General features: G+C 43.1%; 14 protein-coding genes. 7 read left to right on the top strand and 7 right to left on the bottom strand.

The genetic code is table 11. The annotated features are described in order from the left end of the window. Window positions 1–21: 21 nt before the first annotated feature. From ppsA to V7K42_RS26145, 3 genes are all read left to right on the top strand, one after another. Window positions 22–2,502: a phosphoenolpyruvate synthase gene (gene ppsA / locus V7K42_RS26155; RefSeq protein WP_334920252.1), complete on the top strand. Its 2,481-nt coding sequence runs from the start codon at window positions 22–24 to the stop codon at window positions 2,500–2,502. 19 nt (window positions 2,503–2,521) lie between these two features. Continuing rightward, window positions 2,522–2,701, top strand: coding sequence for an element excision factor XisI family protein (locus V7K42_RS26150; RefSeq protein WP_334920250.1), 180 nt, complete (start codon window positions 2,522–2,524; stop codon window positions 2,699–2,701). Window positions 2,702–2,842: 141 nt separating this feature from the next. After that, window positions 2,843–4,366 carry a dolichyl-phosphate-mannose--protein mannosyltransferase gene (locus tag V7K42_RS26145; RefSeq protein ID WP_334920254.1) on the top strand — a complete coding sequence of 508 codons (1,524 nt, stop codon included), beginning with the start codon at window positions 2,843–2,845 and terminating at the stop codon, window positions 4,364–4,366. Window positions 4,367–4,548: 182 nt separating this feature from the next. Here V7K42_RS26145 and trmB read toward each other — a convergent pair whose 3' ends face one another. Next, window positions 4,549–5,196, bottom strand: coding sequence for a tRNA (guanosine(46)-N7)-methyltransferase TrmB (gene trmB, locus V7K42_RS26140; RefSeq protein WP_334920248.1), 648 nt, complete (start codon window positions 5,194–5,196; stop codon window positions 4,549–4,551). 491 nt (window positions 5,197–5,687) lie between these two features. Here trmB and gyrA point away from each other — a divergent pair, with 491 nt between their 5' ends. The 3 genes from gyrA to V7K42_RS26125 all read left to right on the top strand — a co-directional run bounded on the left by gyrA (window position 5,688) and on the right by V7K42_RS26125 (window position 10,925). Next, window positions 5,688–8,312 carry a DNA topoisomerase (ATP-hydrolyzing) subunit A gene (gyrA, locus tag V7K42_RS26135; RefSeq protein ID WP_334920246.1) on the top strand — a complete coding sequence of 875 codons (2,625 nt, stop codon included), beginning with the start codon at window positions 5,688–5,690 and terminating at the stop codon, window positions 8,310–8,312. After that, window positions 8,293–9,897 carry an apolipoprotein N-acyltransferase gene (lnt, locus tag V7K42_RS26130; protein WP_334920245.1) on the top strand — a complete coding sequence of 535 codons (1,605 nt, stop codon included), beginning with the start codon at window positions 8,293–8,295 and terminating at the stop codon, window positions 9,895–9,897. The genes gyrA and lnt overlap by 20 nt, the downstream gene beginning before the upstream one ends. A gap of 635 nt (window positions 9,898–10,532) precedes the next feature. Then, on the top strand, window positions 10,533–10,925 hold the full coding sequence (locus V7K42_RS26125; RefSeq protein ID WP_334920243.1) for a hypothetical protein: 393 nt from the start codon (window positions 10,533–10,535) through the stop codon (window positions 10,923–10,925). A 67-nt stretch (window positions 10,926–10,992) separates the two neighbouring features. On the opposite strand, the gene V7K42_RS26120 is transcribed toward V7K42_RS26125, so the two are convergent. The 4 genes from V7K42_RS26120 to V7K42_RS26105 form a co-directional block, all read right to left on the bottom strand. After that, window positions 10,993–11,997 (bottom strand): transaldolase, encoded by a 1,005-nt coding sequence (locus V7K42_RS26120; RefSeq protein ID WP_334920241.1) that lies wholly within the window; start codon window positions 11,995–11,997, stop codon window positions 10,993–10,995. A 258-nt stretch (window positions 11,998–12,255) separates the two neighbouring features. After that, window positions 12,256–13,686, bottom strand: a complete 1,431-nt coding sequence (pyk, locus tag V7K42_RS26115; protein WP_334920239.1) for a pyruvate kinase — start codon at window positions 13,684–13,686, stop codon at window positions 12,256–12,258. A 389-nt stretch (window positions 13,687–14,075) separates the two neighbouring features. Next, entirely contained in the window at window positions 14,076–15,116 is a 1,041-nt protein-coding gene (gene gap / locus V7K42_RS26110; protein WP_334920237.1) for a type I glyceraldehyde-3-phosphate dehydrogenase, read from the bottom strand. A gap of 347 nt (window positions 15,117–15,463) precedes the next feature. After that, on the bottom strand, window positions 15,464–16,507 hold the full coding sequence (locus V7K42_RS26105) for a DUF2891 domain-containing protein (RefSeq protein WP_334920235.1): 1,044 nt from the start codon (window positions 16,505–16,507) through the stop codon (window positions 15,464–15,466). A gap of 453 nt (window positions 16,508–16,960) precedes the next feature. Between V7K42_RS26105 and V7K42_RS26100 the strand changes: the two genes are divergently transcribed. Continuing rightward, window positions 16,961–17,359, top strand: a complete 399-nt coding sequence (locus tag V7K42_RS26100) for a nuclear transport factor 2 family protein (protein ID WP_334920233.1) — start codon at window positions 16,961–16,963, stop codon at window positions 17,357–17,359. Between the two features lie 111 nt (window positions 17,360–17,470). Here V7K42_RS26100 and V7K42_RS26095 read toward each other — a convergent pair whose 3' ends face one another. Further along, the gene (locus tag V7K42_RS26095; RefSeq protein WP_334920231.1) at window positions 17,471–19,069 is read right to left on the bottom strand and encodes a B12-binding domain-containing radical SAM protein; all 1,599 of its coding nucleotides are present in this window, start codon (window positions 19,067–19,069) and stop codon (window positions 17,471–17,473) included. A 912-nt stretch (window positions 19,070–19,981) separates the two neighbouring features. Continuing rightward, window positions 19,982–20,965 (bottom strand): CHAD domain-containing protein, encoded by a 984-nt coding sequence (locus V7K42_RS26090; protein WP_334920229.1) that lies wholly within the window; start codon window positions 20,963–20,965, stop codon window positions 19,982–19,984. Between the last annotated feature and the right edge of the window lie 94 nt (window positions 20,966–21,059).

Genomic DNA, 21,059 nt, shown 5'->3' with positions numbered 1-21,059 from the left:
TTATAAATTTAAAAGGTAATTATGACTACAGTATCTAAAAGTACTTTATCTCCATCTGCTCAAGAGCGATCGCTCATTTTGTGGTTTGATGAAGTTGGCATTGCTGATATACCCTTAGTTGGTGGTAAAAATGCCTCGCTGGGTGAAATGATTCAACAACTAACGCCCAAAGGGATTAACGTTCCTAACGGATTCGCCACCACTGCTTACGCTTATCGTCATTTCATCAAATCAGCAGATTTAGAAGCAAAGCTACGCAAACTCTTTGCTGACTTGGATGTTGAGGATGTCAAAAATTTACGCGAACGGGGTAAAAAAGCGCGATCGCTATTAATCCACACCCCATTCCCTGTAGAATTGCGAGAGGCGATCGCTACAGCCTACCATAGTCTTTGCGAACGATACCATGCAGAGACAGATGTAGCAGTCCGTTCTAGCGCCACCGCCGAAGACTTACCTGATGCTAGTTTTGCCGGACAGCAAGAAACTTATCTCAATGTTGTGGGTGTTGAGGGAGTTTTAGCAGCTTGTCATAAATGCTTTGCTTCCCTATTTACCGATCGCGCCATTTCTTATCGCCATACCAAGGGATTTGACCACTTTAGCATTGCTCTGGCTGTGGGCGTGCAAAAAATGGTGCGCTCTGACTTAGCAACCTCTGGGGTGATGTTCTCCATCGACACAGAAACCGGATTTAAGGATGCAGCACTGATTACAGCCGCTTATGGTTTGGGTGAAAACGTTGTTCAAGGTTCTGTAAATCCTGATGAATATTATGTTTTTAAACCTACTTTAAAAGCTGGTTTCCGCCCAATTATCGATAAAAAATTGGGCAGTAAAGAACTGAAAATGATTTATGATGACGGTTCCAAATTTACGAAAAATGTGTCTGTTTCTGTCGGGGAAAGAGGCAAATTTGCCCTCAGTGATGAAGAGATTTTACAACTAGGAACTTGGGCGTGTTTAATTGAAGATCATTATTCTCAAATTCACGGTATTTTAACTCCGATGGATATTGAGTGGGCAAAAGATGGAATTACTAACCAACTTTTTATTGTGCAAGCGCGTCCCGAAACCGTCCAGTCGCAGAAGACAGGAAATGTGCTGCGGAGTTATCGGTTGTTATTAGGGAATAGGGAAAAATCTTCCCACTCGTCACTTCATGATTCCCAATCTCCAATTCCCCTGGTTACGGGTAGTGCAATTGGAGAAGCTATTAGTCAAGGGAAAGCCCGCTTAATTTTAGATGTTCAGAAACTCGAACAGTTTCAAGTCGGGGAAGTTTTGGTGACAGAAAGAACCGATCCAGATTGGGAACCGATTATGAAACGCGCTAGTGCAATTGTCACCAACTCTGGTGGTAGAACGTGTCACGCCGCGATTATTGCGCGAGAATTGGGTGTACCTGCGATCGTGGGATGTGGCAATGCTACAGAAATATTAAAACCTGGTCAAGAAGTAACAATTTCTTGCGCTGAAGGGGAAGAAGGAAAAGTTTATGCAGGTTTATTACCTTTTGAAGTTGAAGAAGTTCCTTTAGAAAACTTACCGCGTACCCATACTAAAATTTTAATGAATGTGGGTAATCCCCAAGAAGCATTGAGTTTATCGGCAATTCCTAATGATGGCGTAGGTTTAGCACGGACAGAATTTATTATTGCTAACCAAATCCAAATTCATCCAATGGCGTTAATTCATTATAAATTATTAAAAGATGAATTTGCGAAAGCTAAAATTGCCGATATTACCTCGCTTTATGATGACAAACCCCAATATTTTGTAGATAAATTAGCTCAAGGAATAGGCCGAATTGCCGCAGCATTTTATCCAAAACCAGTGATTGTGCGAATGTCAGATTTCAAAAGTAATGAATATGCAAATTTGTTAGGTGGGCGACAGTTTGAACCCCATGAAGAAAACCCAATGCTGGGTTGGCGAGGAGCTGCACGTTATTATGATGAAGGCTACAGAGAAGCTTTTGCCCTAGAATGTCATGCCGTCAAACGGGTACGGGAAGAGATGGGTTTAACAAATGTTATTCCGATGATTCCCTTTTGTCGCACTCCCGATGAAGGGCGGTTGGTTTTGGCAGAGATGGCAAAAAATGGTTTAAAGCAGGGTGTTAACGGCTTACAGGTTTATGTAATGTGTGAGTTGCCTAGTAATGTGATTCTGGCTGAGGAATTTGCTGAGGTATTTGATGGGTTCTCCATTGGTTCTAATGATTTAACTCAATTGACATTAGGGATAGATAGGGATTCGGCATTGGTAGCACGATTATTTGATGAACGTAGTCCGGCTGTCAAACGAATGGTAAAAATGGTCATAGAAACAGCAAAAAAATGCTATCGCAAAATCGGCATTTGTGGACAAGCACCAAGCGATTACCCAGAATTTGCTCAGTTTTTAGTTGAACAAGGAATTGACTCGATTAGTCTGAATCCAGATTCAGTTTTAAAGACAATGTTAGAAGTGGCAAAAGTCGAGGGTAGTAATTCATAATTCGTAATTCGAGTCATTTATGCCAGCTAAAGACCGCTACCATCAGAACGTCAAAAATGCCCTAATCAAAGATGGCTGTGATGGTACTGAAGATGGGGTAGCAACAGAACTGGTGAGCGCTGGTGTACCAAAGAATCGGATTGTGTTGGGATTTCGGTCTGAAGAACTACGAAAAGATTCAGAATTTGCGATCGCATAACCTGCAATAGTTGAACTTCTGGATCGCTGCCTGTAATATAGCGATCGCTAGATTCTGCTGATGATTACACCCATGTCTAATGCCCCATGCCCCATGCCCCATGCCCAATACCCAATAACCAAAAAATGGTTCCGAATTGGGATGTTGGGTATATTTATCCTCTCACTCGCCTTACGGTTTTGGGGACTGGAGCGATTCAACACCCTGGTATTTGATGAAGTTTACTTTGCCAAATTTGGTAATAATTATCTCACACATACGCCATTTTTTAATGCTCATCCGCCGCTAAGTCAATATATGATCGGCATCGGCATTTGGATTGGCAGTCACATTCCTTTTTGGCACGATACCGTAAATGGGTTGACGGGTTCAATGCGATCGCCTTGGACTTATCGTTGGTTAAATGCTCTTACAGGCTCATTTATTCCTTTAGTTGTGGCTGCGATCGCTTATCAGTTGAGTTATCGGCGTAGCTTCGCAATTTTAGCAGGTTTATTTACAGCCTGTGATGGCATCTTTTTGGTTGAATCTCGCTATGCTTTAAGTAATATTTATATCGTCATCTTTGGTTTATTAGGGCACTGGTTTTTATTATTGGCATTAGATAACCACAATGAGCGTCGCCGATTTTTCTTAGTTTTTGCTGGCATTACTTTTGGTGCATCAATCGGTACCAAATGGAATGGTTTATGGTTTCTATCAGGTGCTTATCTCATTTGGATAGTAGCTTGGGTAATTCGGGGAATACATTCTTTTGCTAACCCCAAACTCTTTCTTAAATCTCCTTCATTGCAGGAGGCAGAAGAGGATGGAGAAAGTAGGAGTCACGATAGCGCAGTGGTAGCGAGTCCACGAGCGACGGCAGGAGTTAGTGCTTATTCTCCCCCATCTCAGACACCGCTACAAAATTTAACTCAGCTAAATATTTTTCAGATGCTGTTTTATCTAGGAATTATCCCAGCTTCTATCTATAGCATCATCTGGATTCCCCACCTTCAGCTAGATAAAACTTATGGATTTATAGAAGTACATCGGCAAATTTTGAAATTTCACTTACAACTCGGTGGTAATAGTCCGAACGTGCATCCTTATTGTGCTGCCTGGTACAAATGGCCATTGATGACTCGACCAATGGCATATTATTATCAAACGGCTGAAAGGATCACCGAACCATTACCTGTAATGGGTCCACCTTTGCCTGCTGGTGCTGGAAAAGTTATTTATGATGTCCATGCAATGGGTAATCCATTTTTGTGGTGGTTTGGTGTTGCTGCCATGTTATTTTTAGCAGGAATGTTAGTCGCACAAATCGTAATGCCTTGGGTAAAGGAAAAGCGTTTTTCTGTGCCAGCAACCCTTAGTGTTGATACTTGGATTGCCTTATACTTAGTTGTAAATTATGCTGCTAACTTAGCACCTTGGGTGGAAGTGACGAGGTGCGTTTTCATCTACCACTATATGTGTGCAGTAGTATTTGTATTTTTAGCGATCGCTTGGTTTGTCGATCAGTGTCTTCGCAGTTATTATCAACAACTCCGGGTTTTAGGTGTCACCATTACTTTTATGATTCTGGCTGCTTTTATTTTCTGGATGCCTATTTATTTGGGTTTACCCCTTTCCCCTGACGGTTATAAAATGCGAATGTGGTTTAACTCTTGGATTTAAAGGGCATGGGGAAGAATTCTTATAACTTCTATTTAGTATTCGGTTATTGATGGTAATAATACCTCTAAGTAAGTGGAGCAAATTAAATATAAAACCTCACCCTACCTCCGGCTTCCCTCTCCGAACTCACGGAGAGGGATTGAGGGTAAGGTTTGATCTTATATTTAATTACGCCTACCTACTTAATCTCTAGTTATCACCCTTTCAAACAAAACCCGATAAACAGGTTCACCCTTTTTTTGCGTGCCTATTTCCCGTTCTGTGGGGACTGGTAGCGGATTTTCTGCTAACCATTCTCCTGCACCAACTTTCTGATAAGCTGGGTTAGCAGCGAAGCGATCGCGCATTTCCACCGCAATAAATTCCATATCTGATTGCACAAACACAATCCCACCAACTGCAAGATAACTGGCTAACTCCGCCACTAGTTCTGGTTGCACTACACGACGTTTAGCATGGCGGGTTTTAAACCAAGGATCGGGGAATTGAATTGTAACGCGCTGTAAACTCCCTGGAGGGAGTGAAGATAATAGAGAGTCCAGTGAGTTATTCACATTGCAAAATAAATAGTGCAAGTTTGTTAAAGCGAACTCAGAACGTAACTTATTCGCCTCCACCACTAGAGGTTCCCGAATTTCCAAGCCAAGAAAATTCCAGTTGGGTTCTATTTTGGCCATATTTAGCAAAAACTGTCCCTTAGCGCAGCCAATATCTAAATGTAGTGGTTGATTTGGCTTTGCATAAATCTTTCCCCAATCAAGGGGACTTGCTGGTGTTTGATACTTTTTAGCAAGTGGATTAACATGCTGGCGGACTCGGACTACTGCCAAAACTTCCTCTCCTTTACATTAAAATATCTTGTAAATTTTGAATACTAATTTATGCAACTTTTCCTTTAATTGCATCTTGGAAGACTTTCTCCAACTCTGCTATTTTTTGAAGTATAAATTATCAACTATGCTTTTATTTTTCAGACTTGATTGAACTAAAATTCTGGTAAATAACGGTTATCAAACTAAGAGTTTATAAAGCCGATTTTAGATTGTTTTCTTAAATTTACTCTGTCATATTTCAAGTATAGTGAATTTGCACCAAGGAACCTTTTAGTTTACCGCTCTTGTTAGATAGCTAAAAGCTTTTCAAATGTAGGTTATTATATCTTTTTTGACTAAATATTTGGATTAGCTACTCAGGCAAAATAAGGCATTAATATGCTAGAATTATACCAAATTATGGCAATTATTCAAGAGCAATTTAGAATAATTTTGCGCTTTGTTGAGTAAAAAAGCTAAAATCTACGATTTTTGGAGATTTTTAGGTTATGACAACCTCACAGGAGAGGATTATCCCGATAGATTTGCGAACCGAGATGTCGCAATCTTATCTGGAATACGCCATGAGCGTGATAGTGGGTCGGGCGTTGCCAGATGCCAGGGATGGTCTAAAACCTGTGCATCGCCGCATTCTCTACGCAATGCACGAGCTAGGTTTGCTCCACGATCGCCCCTTTAAGAAATGCGCCCGTGTGGTGGGGGAAGTGTTGGGTAAATACCACCCCCACGGCGACACAGCAGTGTATGATGCCTTGGTGCGGATGGCGCAAGATTTTTCCATGCGATCGCCCCTAGTTAACGGACATGGTAACTTCGGTTCGGTAGACAACGATCCGCCAGCCGCAATGCGATACACAGAATGTCGCTTACAAGCTTTAACGAGCGCTGGTTTACTGCACGACATCGAGTATGAAACCGTAGACTTTGCCGATAACTTCGACGGTTCGCAGCAAGAACCCACAGTCTTACCCGCACGGATTCCCCAATTGTTGCTCAACGGTTCCTCTGGGATTGCCGTGGGCATGGCAACCAACATTCCGCCGCACAATTTGGGCGAATTGATTGATGCTTTAGTGGCTGTAATCCATAATCCCGAAATCACCGATCTCGAATTAATGCAGTATGTCCACGGCCCAGACTTTCCGACTGGGGCGCAAATTTTGGGAACATCTGCCATTCGAGAAGCTTACACTACCGGGCGTGGTTCCATTACCATGCGTGGTGTCGCTAACATTGAAACCGTTGAACAACGGGGACGACCAGATAGAGAAGCAATTATCATCACCGAATTGCCCTATCAAACTAATAAAGCGGCGCTGATTGAAAAAATCGCCGAAATGGTGAACGAAAAGCGGCTAGAGGGCATCGCAGATATCCGAGACGAAAGCGATCGCGACGGGATGCGAGTTGTCATCGAACTCAAGCGTGATGCTTATCCCCGTGTCGTTCTCAACAACCTCTACAAGCAAACGCCACTGCAAGCCAACTTTGGGGCGAATATGCTGGCGTTGGTAAATAGCGAACCCCAGGTACTCACCCTCAAGCAATTCTTAACCGTCTTCTTAGATTTCCGCATCGAATCCATTGCTAGACGCACCCGTTACGAACTGCGGAAAGCTGAAGAACGCGATCATCTACTGCAAGGGTTATTAATTGCCCTAGCCCAGTTAGATCCAATTATTGTCTTGATTCGCCATGCACCCGATGCACCCACAGCCAAAGGCGAGTTAATCACAACTTACGGACTCTCGGAAGTGCAAGCAGATGCGATTTTGCAGATGCAATTGCGGCGGTTGACTGCCTTAGAAGCAGACAAAATTCGTTTAGAACACGAGGAATTACAAGAAAAAATTACCGACTTGCAAGATATTTTGGCACGCCGGGAGAGAGTGCTAGAAATCATTGAAACTGAAGTCGGGCAACTGAAAACTAACTTCGCTACACCCCGCCGCACGGTGATCTTACCAGGGGAAGGGGAATTAGACGATCGCGACCTCATTGCCAATGAAAAAGCAATAATTCTGGTTACAGAACAAGGCTACATCAAACGGATGCCAGTTAATACCTTTGAAGCACAAAGCCGTGCTACTAGAGGCAAAGCCGCAGCCAAGGTGAAAGATGATGATACCATTGAGCATTTCTTAACTTGCTGCGATCACGATAGTATTTTATTCTTTAGTGAGCGTGGTGTTGTTTATTGCCTGAGAGCTTATCAAATTCCAGCGAGTTCGCGTACCAGTCGCGGGACACCAATTGTCCAGATGCTACCCATCCCCAAAGAGGAAAAAATCACCTCGATTGTCCCTGTTGACGAGTTTAGCAACGAAGAATATCTCGTCATGCTCACCAAGGGCGGTAATATCAAGAAAACCGAATTGGCAGCCTTTAGTCATATTCGTGCCAACGGTTTGATTGCCATTTCCTTAGAAGAAGGCGACCAACTGCGTTGGGTGCGACGCGCTAGAGTAGAGGACAGTGTAATCATTGGTTCTCGTAACGGGATGGCGATTAACTTCCGGTGCAACCACGAACAACTGCGTCCTTTAAGTAGGGCAACTCGTGGGGTGAAAGCCATGAAACTCAAAAATAAAGATGAACTGGTGGGTATGGATATTCTGCCCGCAGCAATTCTGGAAACTTTAGATATAGTTACAGAAGCTGAAATAGCCGAAACAGAAGATATCGAAGCAATCGAGATAATCGAAACTGAAGATATTGAAGTTACTGAAACTACTGAAGAGTCAGCAGAAGTGCCTAGCAGTGGCATTGTTGGTCCTTGGGTGTTGGTAATTACGATGGGAGGATATGGTAAGCGCGTCCCTGTTGCCCAATTCCGGCTGCAAAATCGTGCTGGTCAGGGTTTAATGGCAACGAAGTTCAAAAACCGCAAAACAAAAGATAAGTTGGCAACCCTACGCATTGTCAACAATGATGATGATGAAATCATGATGGTGACAAATCGCGGTATTATCATCCGTCAAGCGGTAAATGCGATTTCTATCCAATCGCGATCGGCAACTGGAGTCAGAGTGCAGCGTTTAGACGAAGACGACGCTATTACCGGAGTGGCAATAGTTCCACCTGATGCTGCCGATGCAGAAGAAACAGAGTAAAAAGCAGGGGGAGAGGCTAAACGCCTTACTCCCTTATTTAATTGCCTTAGCTAGCGGCATTTTAATGGGGCTAACCGTAGCCCCAGTAGGTGCATGGTTCCTGGCTTGGATTGCCATAGTTCCCTTATGGGTGCTAGTTGTCACTTCAGCCAAAGGTAAAAACCAATACCCCCCAGCTTTCCTCTGGGGTATTGGTTTTCACGGTGTCGCCCTATTCTGGATTACTGGAATTCATCCGATGACATGGTTGGGGGTTCCTTGGTTGCCGAGTTTGGCAATCACCCTTTTTTGTTGGGGATTCATCAGTGTTTTGGGAGGGGTGTTCCTGACTATTTGGGCGGCTGTGATGGTTCGTCTGGTTGGGCAAAAACCGTGGTTGCGTGTACTGATTGGTACAGCCATCTGGTGTGGATTAGAGAGTCTGTGGAGTGCGGGGCCTCTGTGGTGGAGTTCTCTTGCTTACACACAAAGTCCGCACAATCTTGTAATTGTCCATTTGGGTCAACTCTCTGGGCCTAATACTGTGACAGCAGCGATCGTTGCCATTAATGGTTTAATTGCGGAAGGATGGATGAACCGCAGAGAGGCAGAGAGAATTTCCTCTGTGTCCTCCGCGCCTCTGCGGTTCGTTAATAAATACTGGATTATCGCCACAGGATTATTAATTACCCTACACTTGATTGGTTTTATCTTATACAGTCGTCCCATTGCCCAACCCCCAGAGGCAGCCTTGAAAGTGGGGATTGTTCAGGGTAATATCCCAAACCGACTTTTACGAAGTTCCGAAGGGTTTCGTCGCGCTCAAGAAAATTACACCAGTGGATATCTAACTTTAGCAGACCAAGGTGTAGATGCAGTTCTCACCCCAGAAGGAGCCTTACCGATTTTTCAGCGTAACTTGCTGGGAACGGCCTTAGTCGCAGCAGTGAAGGAAAAAGGTGTGGTTGCTTGGATAGGCGCTTTTGGCGAACGGGGACACAGTTATACAATTAGCTTGTTTACTTTTGACAGTAAAGGTGAAATTGTCAGTCGCTACGATAAATCTAAATTAGTACCTTTGGGAGAATATATTCCCTTTGAAGGAATTTTAGGCGGGTTAATTCAACGGTTGTCACCTTTGGATGCACACCAAGTTCCGGGTTCAGCAAATCAGATATTTGACACTCCTTTTGGTCGGGCGATCGCTAGTATATGTTATGAATCTGCTTTTCCTGAACAATTTCGCCGTCAAGCTGCGGTGGGTGGGCAATTTATCCTCAGTTCTTCTAACGATGCCCATTACACTGCATCGATGCCATTCCAGCACCATGCACAGGATATCATGCGGGCAATTGAAACCGATCGATGGTCAGCACGGGCAACTAATACCGGATATTCAGCCTTTGTAGATCCTCACGGTAGAACCTTGTGGATGTCTGGATATAATACTTACGAAACTCATGCTGAAACAATTTATCGGCGACAAACACAAACTTTATATGTGCGTTGGGGCGATTGGTTAACACCCTTGTTGTTGATTTCTTCTGGAGGAGCTTGGCTGATAATTCGTGGTATAAAAAAAACTAGCAATTTTGGAAATCCTTAGTGTTGTGCTGGATGAGAAAAAACGAACCACAAAGGACACAAAGGACGCGAAGGGAAGAAGATTGCAAAGGATTTTGCGCCAATCTCATATATTTTTAAGAATTTGGGATGCTCCCGGTGGTAGCACCTTAATTATTTAAAATTTAACTCAGAATATTTAGTAGTTATTGTTTGCATTCAATGCAGTTTATATACATCTTGTGGATGCAAAAAAGTCTGAGCTAAGGCTTCCATAAATCAAACTTCGAGGGCATATTTCCCTACTAGAGAAGGCTTTTGTCCTATATTACAAGAAAAAACGTAATGTATTTAATTCAGAAATATTATGCTTTTTTATGTGAAAAAATTAAATTTTTATATATAGCAACAGCTAAAATGGTTAGGACATCAACAGATGATGAAACTTAGACACAAGAAGACTTTTTACCCAGTCCCCAGTCCGCAGTCTCCAGTCCCTTGCTATATATTGACTATTTATATACACAGAGAGAAAAAATTTACAATGATCCATAAGGGTGAAATTTAAATACAATATTTCATACCAAATTAAGTTTAAAAAAACTCTATGAGCGGTAATTTGTATACTTTCAGATGTTTTAATAAAGTTATTAACGAAAGTCTAGTAGAAGCAAAAACATGAAAGGTTTCAGGAAGTTATCCTCAATAGCACTGTTGCTATGTGCCTTTGTGTATCCGCCCTCATTAGCTGAAGCAAAGGATATTTCTTTAAGTAATGCTCGCAATGAACAGAGTGTTGCACCAGAGGCTAACCTAGTTGGGAATAAAACCGGAGAGCTTTTAATTGCTCAACGGTGGCCAGGACGATACCGAACGATCCAAAGACGGCAGGAGTTCAGACAACGGCAGGAGTTCAGACAACGGCAAGAGTTCAGACGACGGCAGCCCGAACGATACCAAAATATCCGAGAACGGCAGTTTATCCGACGGCAGGAGTTTAGACAACGGCAGGAGTTTAGACAACGGCAGCAGCCCTACGGACGATACAACATTATTCGAGGTCGTTATTAATAACGGCTGATACAGCTAACTAATGGTTAGTGGTTAACCACCACTAACCATTAACAATTGTTATCTTCTAATGACTTGCTACTACTTCTGCTTCAAGGCGAACTAGTCGATCTGCCAAAAGTTTTTCAAGGTCTTCTAATGCCTTGGTGAAACCTTTGATGCCCTCGTCTAGTTTGTCTGTTGCCATGCGATCGCCAGCGTGCATTTTATCATACCTAGCTTTGTCAAGGGATATCTTTTCGATTGACAAGTTTGCTACCTTGGCGGGGTCGAGTTTACGTGATAGTTCTCCCACATTTGACTGCAATTCAGCCAAAAGTGATGGAGAAATGGTCAGCAAATCACTACCTGCAAGTTCAGTAATTTCACCAAGGTTACGGAAGCTAGCTCCCATAACTTCAGTTTTATAACCAAATTTCTTGTAGTAATTGTAGATTTGGGTTACAGACAAAACTCCTGGATCTTCGGTTGCTGGGTAGCTATCGCGTCCGGTATCTTTTTTGTACCAGTCGAGAATCCGACCGACGAAGGGAGAAATTAGGGTAACGCCAGCTTCTGCACAGGCGATCGCTTGGTGAAGACCAAACAACAAGGTAAGGTTACAGTGAATACCTTCTTTTTCGAGAATTTCCGCAGCGCGAATGCCTTCCCAGGTGGTGGCAATTTTAATTAAGACGCGATCGCGGCCAATTCCAGCAGCTTTATACTGGGCAATTAATTCCCGTGCCTTAGTCAGAGTAGCTTCGGTATCGTAAGACAAGCGAGCATCTACTTCCGTAGATACGCGACCGGGAATAATTTGTAAAATCTTTAATCCAAAAGCAACTGCCAAACGGTCAAAAGCTAGAGAAACTATCTGTGCTTGGGTGGCTCCGGCTCCAGCATCTTTCTTCGCTTGCAGTAAAGTTTGATCGACAATTCCCTGATATTCTGGCATTTGTGCCGCAGCAGTAATCAGAGAAGGATTGGTGGTGGCATCTTGGGGTTTGAACTTTTCAATTGCCTGGATATCCCCCGTATCCGCCACTACAACAGTCACTTCTCGCAATTGTTCTAGTAAATTCTTAGACATAAAAGACTCCGTGATGAATGTTATAGGATTTACTTATTCCCTAGCGAGTGCTGAGTGCTGGGTTAGAGTTAGGAGTTAGGAGTTAAGAATTAGGAAGTTAAGAGTTATTATTCTGCTCCTTGTCTCCCCATCCCCCGTCCCTAGTCCCCAGTCCCTACTCCTCAATCACCAGTCCCTTCAATTCTGATTCTGGCAATTTTTCGGAATCATTGCCCAATTTTGCTTACTATCTTGAGCCACAGCCTTATTCTAAGTGGCTTATGCTGAAATTGGCTGTCCAATGGAATGCACTTTGATTAAGCTAGTTGTGCCCGATTTACCAATTGGAACACCAGAGGTAATCACTACTTTATCGCCCTTATTCGTTAGACCCATATCTACAACTGTATTTACCACGTTGGTAAACATCTCTTCAGCATTGTGGACTGGTGGGATTAGCAAAGCTTCCACACCCCAAGAAAGTGCTAGTTGGCGATAAGTGGCGATCTCAGAGGTGAGGGCAATAATGGGAGAAGTTGGCCGATATTTAGATACCATTCTCGCCGTACTTCCTGATGAAGTGTTGCAAAGAATTGCCCGTGAACCTGTTTCATAAGCGATGCGACATACTGATTCTGCTACAGATTCGGTAACGCTGAGACTGCCTGCTTCATGACACCAAGCATGTTTGCTACCCTCATCTAGAGCCTGTTCTGTCCGCACCGCGATGTTGTGCATCATCTGAACGGCGGCTACGGGATATTGTCCGACAGCTGTTTCACCAGAAAGCATGACTGCATCCGTACCATCTAAAATTGAGTTAGCAACATCTGTTGCTTCGGCGCGGGTGGGATCGGGGGCGCTAATCATCGACTCTAGCATTTGGGTGGCTGTAATCACTGGTTTGCCAGCCTGATTGCAACGGCGAATAATATCTTTTTGAATCAGGGGTACTTCGTGAATTGGGACTTCCACTCCTAAATCGCCACGAGCAATCATAATCGCGTCGGCAACTTTTAGAATGGAATCAAAATTCTCTACTGCTTCTGCTCTTTCGATTTTGGCAATTAAGCGGATGGAAGCACCAGCGGCTTCAATCATGCGCTTGGCGGGTTCTAAGTCTTGTGGCGATTGGACAAAGGACACCGCTACCCAGTCTACACCTAACTGAATTCCAAAGCGTAGATCCAGCAAGTCTTTTTCGGTGATGGAACTGACAGGTAAAGGAGTTTGTGGAAGGTTTACTCCTTTATGTGTGGAAATTAACCCGCCAGTTTTCACTTGGGCGCGAATGCGATCGGCATCGCGATCGCTAACAATTAATTTGACGCGACCATCATTAATTAAAATGGGTTCACCTGGTCGCACCATTGCGAACAAAGTCGGCAGTGGTAGAGGTATTTCGTCAATACTCTCACCTTTTTCTTGCAAAACAAAGGTGACTTCAGTACCAGCTTCTAAATTTAACCCTTCCGGTGGTAAGATTCCCAAACGAATTTTGGGGCCACACAGGTCTTGCATAATTGCGATCGGCTTTTGCTGCTCAGTGCTAATTTGTCTGAGATAGTGAGCAGTTTGGGCGTGGAATTCATAAGCCCCGTGGGAAAAATTCAACCGTGCCACATTCATACCAGCTTCTACCAAGCCTTGCAGCTTTTCGGATGCAGATGTAGCCGGCCCAACAGTACAAATGATTTTGGTTCGACGCATAGGGATTAGGGGTTGAGGAGTAACCTGTGAATTCGTAATTCGTAATTCGTAATTCGTAATTCAGAGACTTCAGATTTTATTTGGGTTTTCGGGTTTAAATCTTTAGCCTTCTTTCAAAGAATTAGTATTACGAGCCACAAATCACATTTGCTTCATATCACTGGTTTGCTAAATAAAAATACTAGATTGCGTTTTGTTTTCGCTATCTTTCCCATTTGACCCAAATCCCAAAAGTCAAAGGTTAATCACCAATGACCATTAAACAATTCGTAGTTCGTAATTATGTTTTGTAATGGGGATTTCAACCCCGACTAATAACACACAAGCTGTTTATTATTCGTGAGTTTCAACCCCTATTCAATTACGAATTACGAATTACGAGTTACGAACTATACAACAGCTGTCGGAGCGAGTTTTTCCTTTTGTGACATAGACAACATCAGGTCAATCACGCGATTCGAGTAACCCCACTCGTTGTCATACCAGGCAATTACCTTGAAGAAGTTGGAATTTAACTCAATCCCAGCACCTGCGTCGAAGATACTAGAATGGGTATCGCCTTGAAAATCTGTGGAAACTACTTCTTCATCTGTGTAGCCCAAAATACCCGCTAGTGAACCTGCGGCAGCCTCCTTCATGGCAGCACAGATTTCTTTATAACTAGTGGCTTTGGCAGTTTTGAAAGTTAAATCAACTACAGAGACATCAGGAGTTGGAACTCGTAATGCCATACCAGTCAATCTACCCTTCAATTCTGGTAAAACCAGTGCTACGGCTTTAGCTGCGCCTGTGGAGGAGGGAATAATATTCTGGCTTGCACCTCGACCACCCCGCCAATCTTTCTTGCTGGGGCCGTCTACGGTTGGCTGAGTGGCTGTCATGGCATGAACTGTGGTCATCAACCCTTCAGTTAACCCAAAGTTGTCATTGATAACCTTAGCTATGGGAGCTAGACAGTTTGTAGTGCAGCTAGCATTGGAGACAATGATATCCTTGCTGGGGTCAAATAGGTGATGATTGACACCCATGAGTAAAGTAGTAACTCTCTCTGGGTCTTTGGTGGGAGCGGAAATTATTACACGCTTTGCACCTGCCTTCAGGTGGTTTGCGGCTCCTTCGTGGTCAGTGAAGAGTCCTGTAGATTCCACGACATAATCTGCACCTAATTTTCCCCAAGGTAACTCTGCTGGATTCCTCACCGACACGCAAGGGATGAAATGTCCGTCAATGAGGATGCCGTCTTCCTTGGCTTCAACCTTATGCTTTAATTTACCGTGGGTTGAGTCGTACTTTAAGAGGTAAGCGAGGTTATCTGGTGGTACTAGGTCATTAATGCCCACAAACTCGATATTGGGATTATCGATGCCAGCACGAAGCACGAGTCGCCCGATTCGACCGAAGCCATTGATACCAACTTTCAATTTAGTCAAGATTAAGCCTCCCGTTGTGGTGGAAGTTGAACAAAAGGAGAAAGTTAAAAGTCAAAATAGATTGCCTTTTACTCTTTACTCTTTGATCCTGACAGTATCAGCAAGTTAAGGCATATTTACTTGGCATATTTTAAGGATTGGGGCATTGGGGATTGGGAAAACCCCATTGAAAAAGTCTCGATAGGTTGTTATACCAATTCTCTGTAAACTACTTGCACTTAATGATTAATTCCTCAAGCGATCTCTTTCTTTGCGGACTTTGCGGACTTTGCGGTTCGTTTAATAAATATTATGTGCATCTTCATCGAGAATTTGTATTAGATCGCCCAGACTGTTTAAATAATTTGTTAAATAACTTGCCCTTGCAACCCGCGATTCGTTAAAAGATAAATAGCAAAAGTTCCTAGCCAGTGACTAGCTGCATAATGTTCAATTACAACATCTGTTAGTCCATGCTGACGATGGTGAAGGGCAGTAGAGCGGAGTGTTTCGATGCGGCGATCGCTATTTGCCAATCCAGATATGATCCCCTCAAGCATCCAAGCCCGACTGAGATTAAGACCGTAGAAGTGGGTTTGCATATAATCTTGGGGATTATCCACTGTGGCAGGTTCTAACCAATTTACTGAATTATCAATGGGTATTTGGGGAAGAAAATCCGTCAGCCAGTTAGTGAAATCTGTTGTTGTAAGGACTCGCCGCATTAAGTCTGCTTCAGCAAGTCCAGGGGAGAGAAAATCGTAGCCAAGCGGCTCAAATTGTAAGGAGTAGTTGCGATCGCTAAGATAAAATTGCCGTGCTTTATTCTCCACTAACTGAGTGAAATCAGCATTTTCGGTAATCCTTGCCCAATCTACCATCAAACCAAGTGCAAAAGCTGTTTGGCTATGCATCCCTGTACGATTTGGAAGTTTCAGTCTTTCAATCCAGCGCTGTAAGTTATCTGCAATCAACTTTTCTAACGGTTCCAATACAACCCGCCATTCTTTCCCTTGAGGATGATTCCACTCGTGAAGTTCCGCAGTCAGTTGCAGAAACCATGCTACACCGTAAGGAAATTCATAAAAGGGTAGCCGTTGGAAATGGGCAATTTCTCCTTGAATTTTCTCAGGTGTTAAACTCTGTCCAAGTGCTTGCTTTGATGCTGCATTGAATGATGCTTCGGGGAAATGACGCATCAGACGTATCAGCAACCAGTGACCATGTACGGCTGAATGCCAATCTAAGCACCCATAAAAAGCGGGAGTCAATTGACGCGGTGGTTTGATATCCTCGTCGCTATCAGCCCAATACAGATTACTGTTGGGATACTCCCGCCCGATACAATCCAGCACTAATTGAGCAAATTGTGCTGCGATCGTTTCATTAATCTCCAAATTATCCGATGGCATGGTCACTTAATGCAATTTTGCCTAAAAGCGTAGCGTTTTAATGCAAGGGGACGCATTAACATTGTATCGAGATGCATTGCTATTACAGAAGGACGCATTAACATTGTATCCAGATGCATTGCCATTGCAGAGGGACGCATTAACATTGCATCCAGATGCATTGCCATTGCAGGGGAACGCGTTAACAATGCAGCCGATGCATTGGCATTGCAGAATAGAAATATGAATTAGAGCGATCGCTATGAAATGTCCAAGATGTGCATCAGATCGCATTTGTAGTTCTGTGGCGCTACGGGCGTTAAGCTTAAAGCGATGTCTAAGCCGGGCTGTTCGGTGTCGCCTAATTCATATTTTGATTCAGCAACACCAAAGGGCGTGGGTGATTTTCTTGTAAGAATGTCCTTGTCTGGTAAACTCAAAAAATATCTTAACTAGTATGTTAAGCCCTGCTGGATGTCCTTCACCACACTTCTTATGTCAGATAAATCTGCACCAGAAATTGAACTGATCCGCGCGGCGTACGCTGCCTTCAACGCGCGAGATATTGATGCCGCCCTTGCCACAACGACTCCTGACGTGGCTTGGCCGAAAGCGTTTGAAGGCGGTTATGTCGATGGACATCAAGCAGTCCGCGCTTACTGGACGAGGCAATGGTCTGGCATCAATCCGCACGTTGAGCCGATTTCCTTTCACCGAGAGGATTCCGGGCGTATTTTAGTCGATGTGCATCAGGTCGTGCGCGACCTAGCTGGGACAGTTCTTTCCGATCAGCACGTTGGTCATCGTTATACCATTGAGCATGGCTTGATTCAAACTATGGAAATCTGTCCACCTCCATTGTCTGGCCACTGAGCCTAACAAGGCGCTGCAACAAACTGCGGGGTAATGTCTGACGCAAAGAGGTTGCTTTTCTTAACACACCCAACAATTTGTCTTAACCCAAGGGTATTGTGATATGAGTTATTATTTTAAAATTCCTAACACTTCCATCACTTCTACTTCAGGTTTTACCCTAGCTTCTGCTTCCAAAAATTCAGCCACTTGAGCCTCAATTTCATCCCGGACAATTTGGCGATACTCTAAGAAATGCTCAATTTGGGCACAAACGGCTAAATAGCTACTCACTCCACCCGGATTATGCCGATACATACTCCACAAGTAACGCCAGAATTGCCAGCGCGTTTGACGACGTACACCCTGCCGCCAGCAAATCACCAGCAATGCTCGGAGGACTTTCCAGTTCAATGGTTTCTTGGCAGCTTTGCCCTTTTTCGGATAGGTTGCTTCACCCAAAAGACGGAAGTGTTTGTATGTACGCTCCAAAAACCGCTCTGGCTCATACAAATCACAGAAAGCCTGCACATATTCACGAGCGATGTCTTCTAACGGTCGAGTTGGGACAAAATTCATCAACGTGGTTTGGTTGATATTGGCCGATTTATTGCGGAGTCGTCCTTCTTTTTCTAATCGATGCCAGAGGGCTGTATCTGGAAGTGCTTGCAACATACTAAATAAAGCCGTAGGAATTGCTGTTTGCTCTACAAACTTGACAATTCGCGCACCGGCTCCTATTTTCTCACCATCAAACCCAATAATAAAGCCTGCCATGACTCGCAACCCTGAGCGGGTAATCTTATTCACCGCATCACTGAGTGAGTCTCGCGTATTCTGATATTTCTGAGTGAAAGTAAGACTTTCTTCGTCCGGGGTTTCAATTCCCAGAAAAACGGCTCCAAAATTACACACTACCATCAAGTCCATCAGTTCTTGATCTTGGGCTAAATCAACTGAGGCTTCTGTCGCAAAAGAAAAAGGATAATTATGTTCTACCATCCAGGGCAGAAGAGACTTCAAAAATAATTTGACATTCCGCTTATTACCAATAAAGTTATCATCCACCATAAAAATACTGCGCCGCCAACCCAGTTTGTAGAGATAATCTAGTTCTGCTAATATTTGTTCTGGGTTTTTGGTACGAGGTTTGCGACCGTACAGCACAATAATGTCGCAGAATTCACACTGAAAAGGACATCCACGAGAAAATTGCACTGACATCTCTGCATAAGCTTCAAACTCTAGCAAGTCAAAGCGAGGGGTGGGAGTGTTGGTAACATCTGGTTTTTCACCCCCAGAGCGAAAAATACCTGTGCGATCGCCGCGTGCGATCGCTGCTACAAATAAGGGTAGGGTAATTTCCCCTTCGTCTAATATTAAGTAATCTGCGCCGGCAGATGTCATTTCATCTGGTAACGCTGTTGGGAAAGGCCCACCTACAGCTACTCGTTTACCTCTGCGTTTTGCTTCTAATATCTGACAGAGCAAATCTTCTTTTTGCACAATCATCGCCGACATAATCACCAAATCTGCCCAATCCCACTCTGCTTCAGTACAGACGCGAACATTTATATCTACTAATTTATACTCCCATTCTTGAGGTAATATCGCGGCTACAGTCACCAACCCTAAAGGCGGTAGCATTGCTTTACGATCTAATAAAGCCAGTGTTTTTTCAAAAGACCAAAAACTTTTTGGAAAACGGGGATATAGAAGTAGAACATTCATATTTGATGCTTATAAACCTTGATTATCGTTGCTGGCTAAGTTCATGTAAAGGTGAACCAGCCTGACAGCATATTAGAAAAGCTTCTGTATCCAGTAGCCATAACCTCTACTATGACTTATTTAAACTATTACTGCTTTTAGATTGGGGAGGACTCTGAAACTCTGGGCTTATCTTCAAACATCGCAATCGCCGCAAAGCTTCAAATATGCGTGGGTGAATGATTTAGTCGAAAATATCAGGATTTTTGCAACGATTCTAAAATTTGTTCTTTTTATGATTTGGCAAATTGGCAGCTCTAAAAAAATTAACCGTGTTATCTTCAGTCCTAATACAAGGTGTATTTGCACTTTCAAGCTATTTAGACGGGCTGCAACCCGTCTTTATTTATCGCCAGATTCTTTATAGATATCGATTTTACAAAAAGAACTAGGGATTTTTAGAATATTGGGATAGGTTCAGGGAATCATCGCAATTTGGCAAAAATATACAGGAGTGATACAAAAACCCTTTTCAATCTTTTTCCCTTTGTGTCCTACCCTGCGGGAAGACGCTTTGCGTCTATGTGTCTTTCTCTAACGAGACGCTGCGCGTAGCTTGCTTCCCCGCAGGGATATACGGTTCGTTTTTTATCCTTCGGAGTAACGTCACAATCCTGTATATAAATTAAATTTAGCTATCAGCCTCAGAATTGATTCTGAGACTGATAGAAACTTGTATAAGAGGATGTTTTAAAAGTCCTCTGGTCGGTAGCAAAACGTTTTAGATCCCCCTAAATCCCCCGATAAATTGGGGGACTTTTAGAGACTTTGCCCCCCTTTTTAAGGGGGGTTGGGGGGATCAACAAGTGCCTAAAATTACAGCCAACCACTTTTAAAATATCCTTTAAGTTCTGAGCTAAGAAGTTTAATCTTTTAACTTATTACTCCTGAAAGTGGGTGCAGTATTGTTAAATGAAAGCTATGCCTAGTTTCAGCTTTCAGATACCGTTCTTGCAAAGGCTGCCACTGCTGCCACGACTGGTAACGATTTTCAGTTAGCAAAGTAGCAAGAGTAGGCAACTCGGTCTGAATTTCTGATTTGAATACATTTGCTAGCCAGTCAGTTAAGACTGCACTATCTTGCATAGTACCCAAAATTTCTTGGATACTTTTCACTTCTGTAAGATAAGCTTCGTAAGACTCGCCATATAAGTCAGTAAATAACTCCATCTGGTAGCGGATGCGTTTAGCTTCTTTTCGCAAACTATGAAGAATTTCGCCTTCTGTTGTCAATTGTTTTTCGATCTTTTCTGGTTCCCAGTTTTTCTGAATCTTCAGTTCTGAATCGACAAATTGAGTGCCAACTAACCAACCTGGATGTAGTAAGAAGTTACTCACTTCTGGTAAAAGTAAATCTGGTAGTACTTGCTGAATAGTAATAGATGCCAAAGGTAGATAACTTGGTTTATCCAACCACTTATCTAATGTCTCTTTTAAAGACTTGTAAGATTCATCTTTTAACGTTTTCTGCACACTCGATAGGACATCTTCACGTTGTTTAGCTAAAGCCGTGAAAGCTGTTTGTAGAGATTCTTGTTCTTTGCGGGGTAATTTTGGTTTGTAATTGTTTTCCAAACTTTCTTTGAGTACATCTAAATCTCGGAGATTACCAAGACGACGGGCTATTTTACCGATATTTTTATCGCTGACTGGTTTTGACACATCTAACGCTAGCTCAAACCTAGTTACAGCTGTCCGTAAGCGACGCATCCCCACTCGCATTTGATGCAGTGCTTCTGGATCTTCATCTTTCTTGACTGATTTTTCCCACTTCCAGGTTTTCTTAACGTGTTTTTGAATAGCTTGGTAGGCGTAGTCTCCTAGAGTTTTTACGGTAGGTTTTGTAGCTAATTTCATAATTTATCTTAATGACATACCTCATGAGGTGATTGCATAATAACATTAGTTAAAAGTTTGTATCTCATCTAATGGTATTGTTATATTTCTTCGT

Origin of the sequence: Nostoc sp. (genome assembly GCF_036917455.1) — a bacterium.
In the GTDB taxonomy this organism is placed as follows: Bacteria; Cyanobacteriota; Cyanobacteriia; order Cyanobacteriales; family Nostocaceae; genus Nostoc.
Note: the sequence above shows the minus strand (reverse complement) of the source record. Positions and strands in the feature narration are given on the sequence as shown.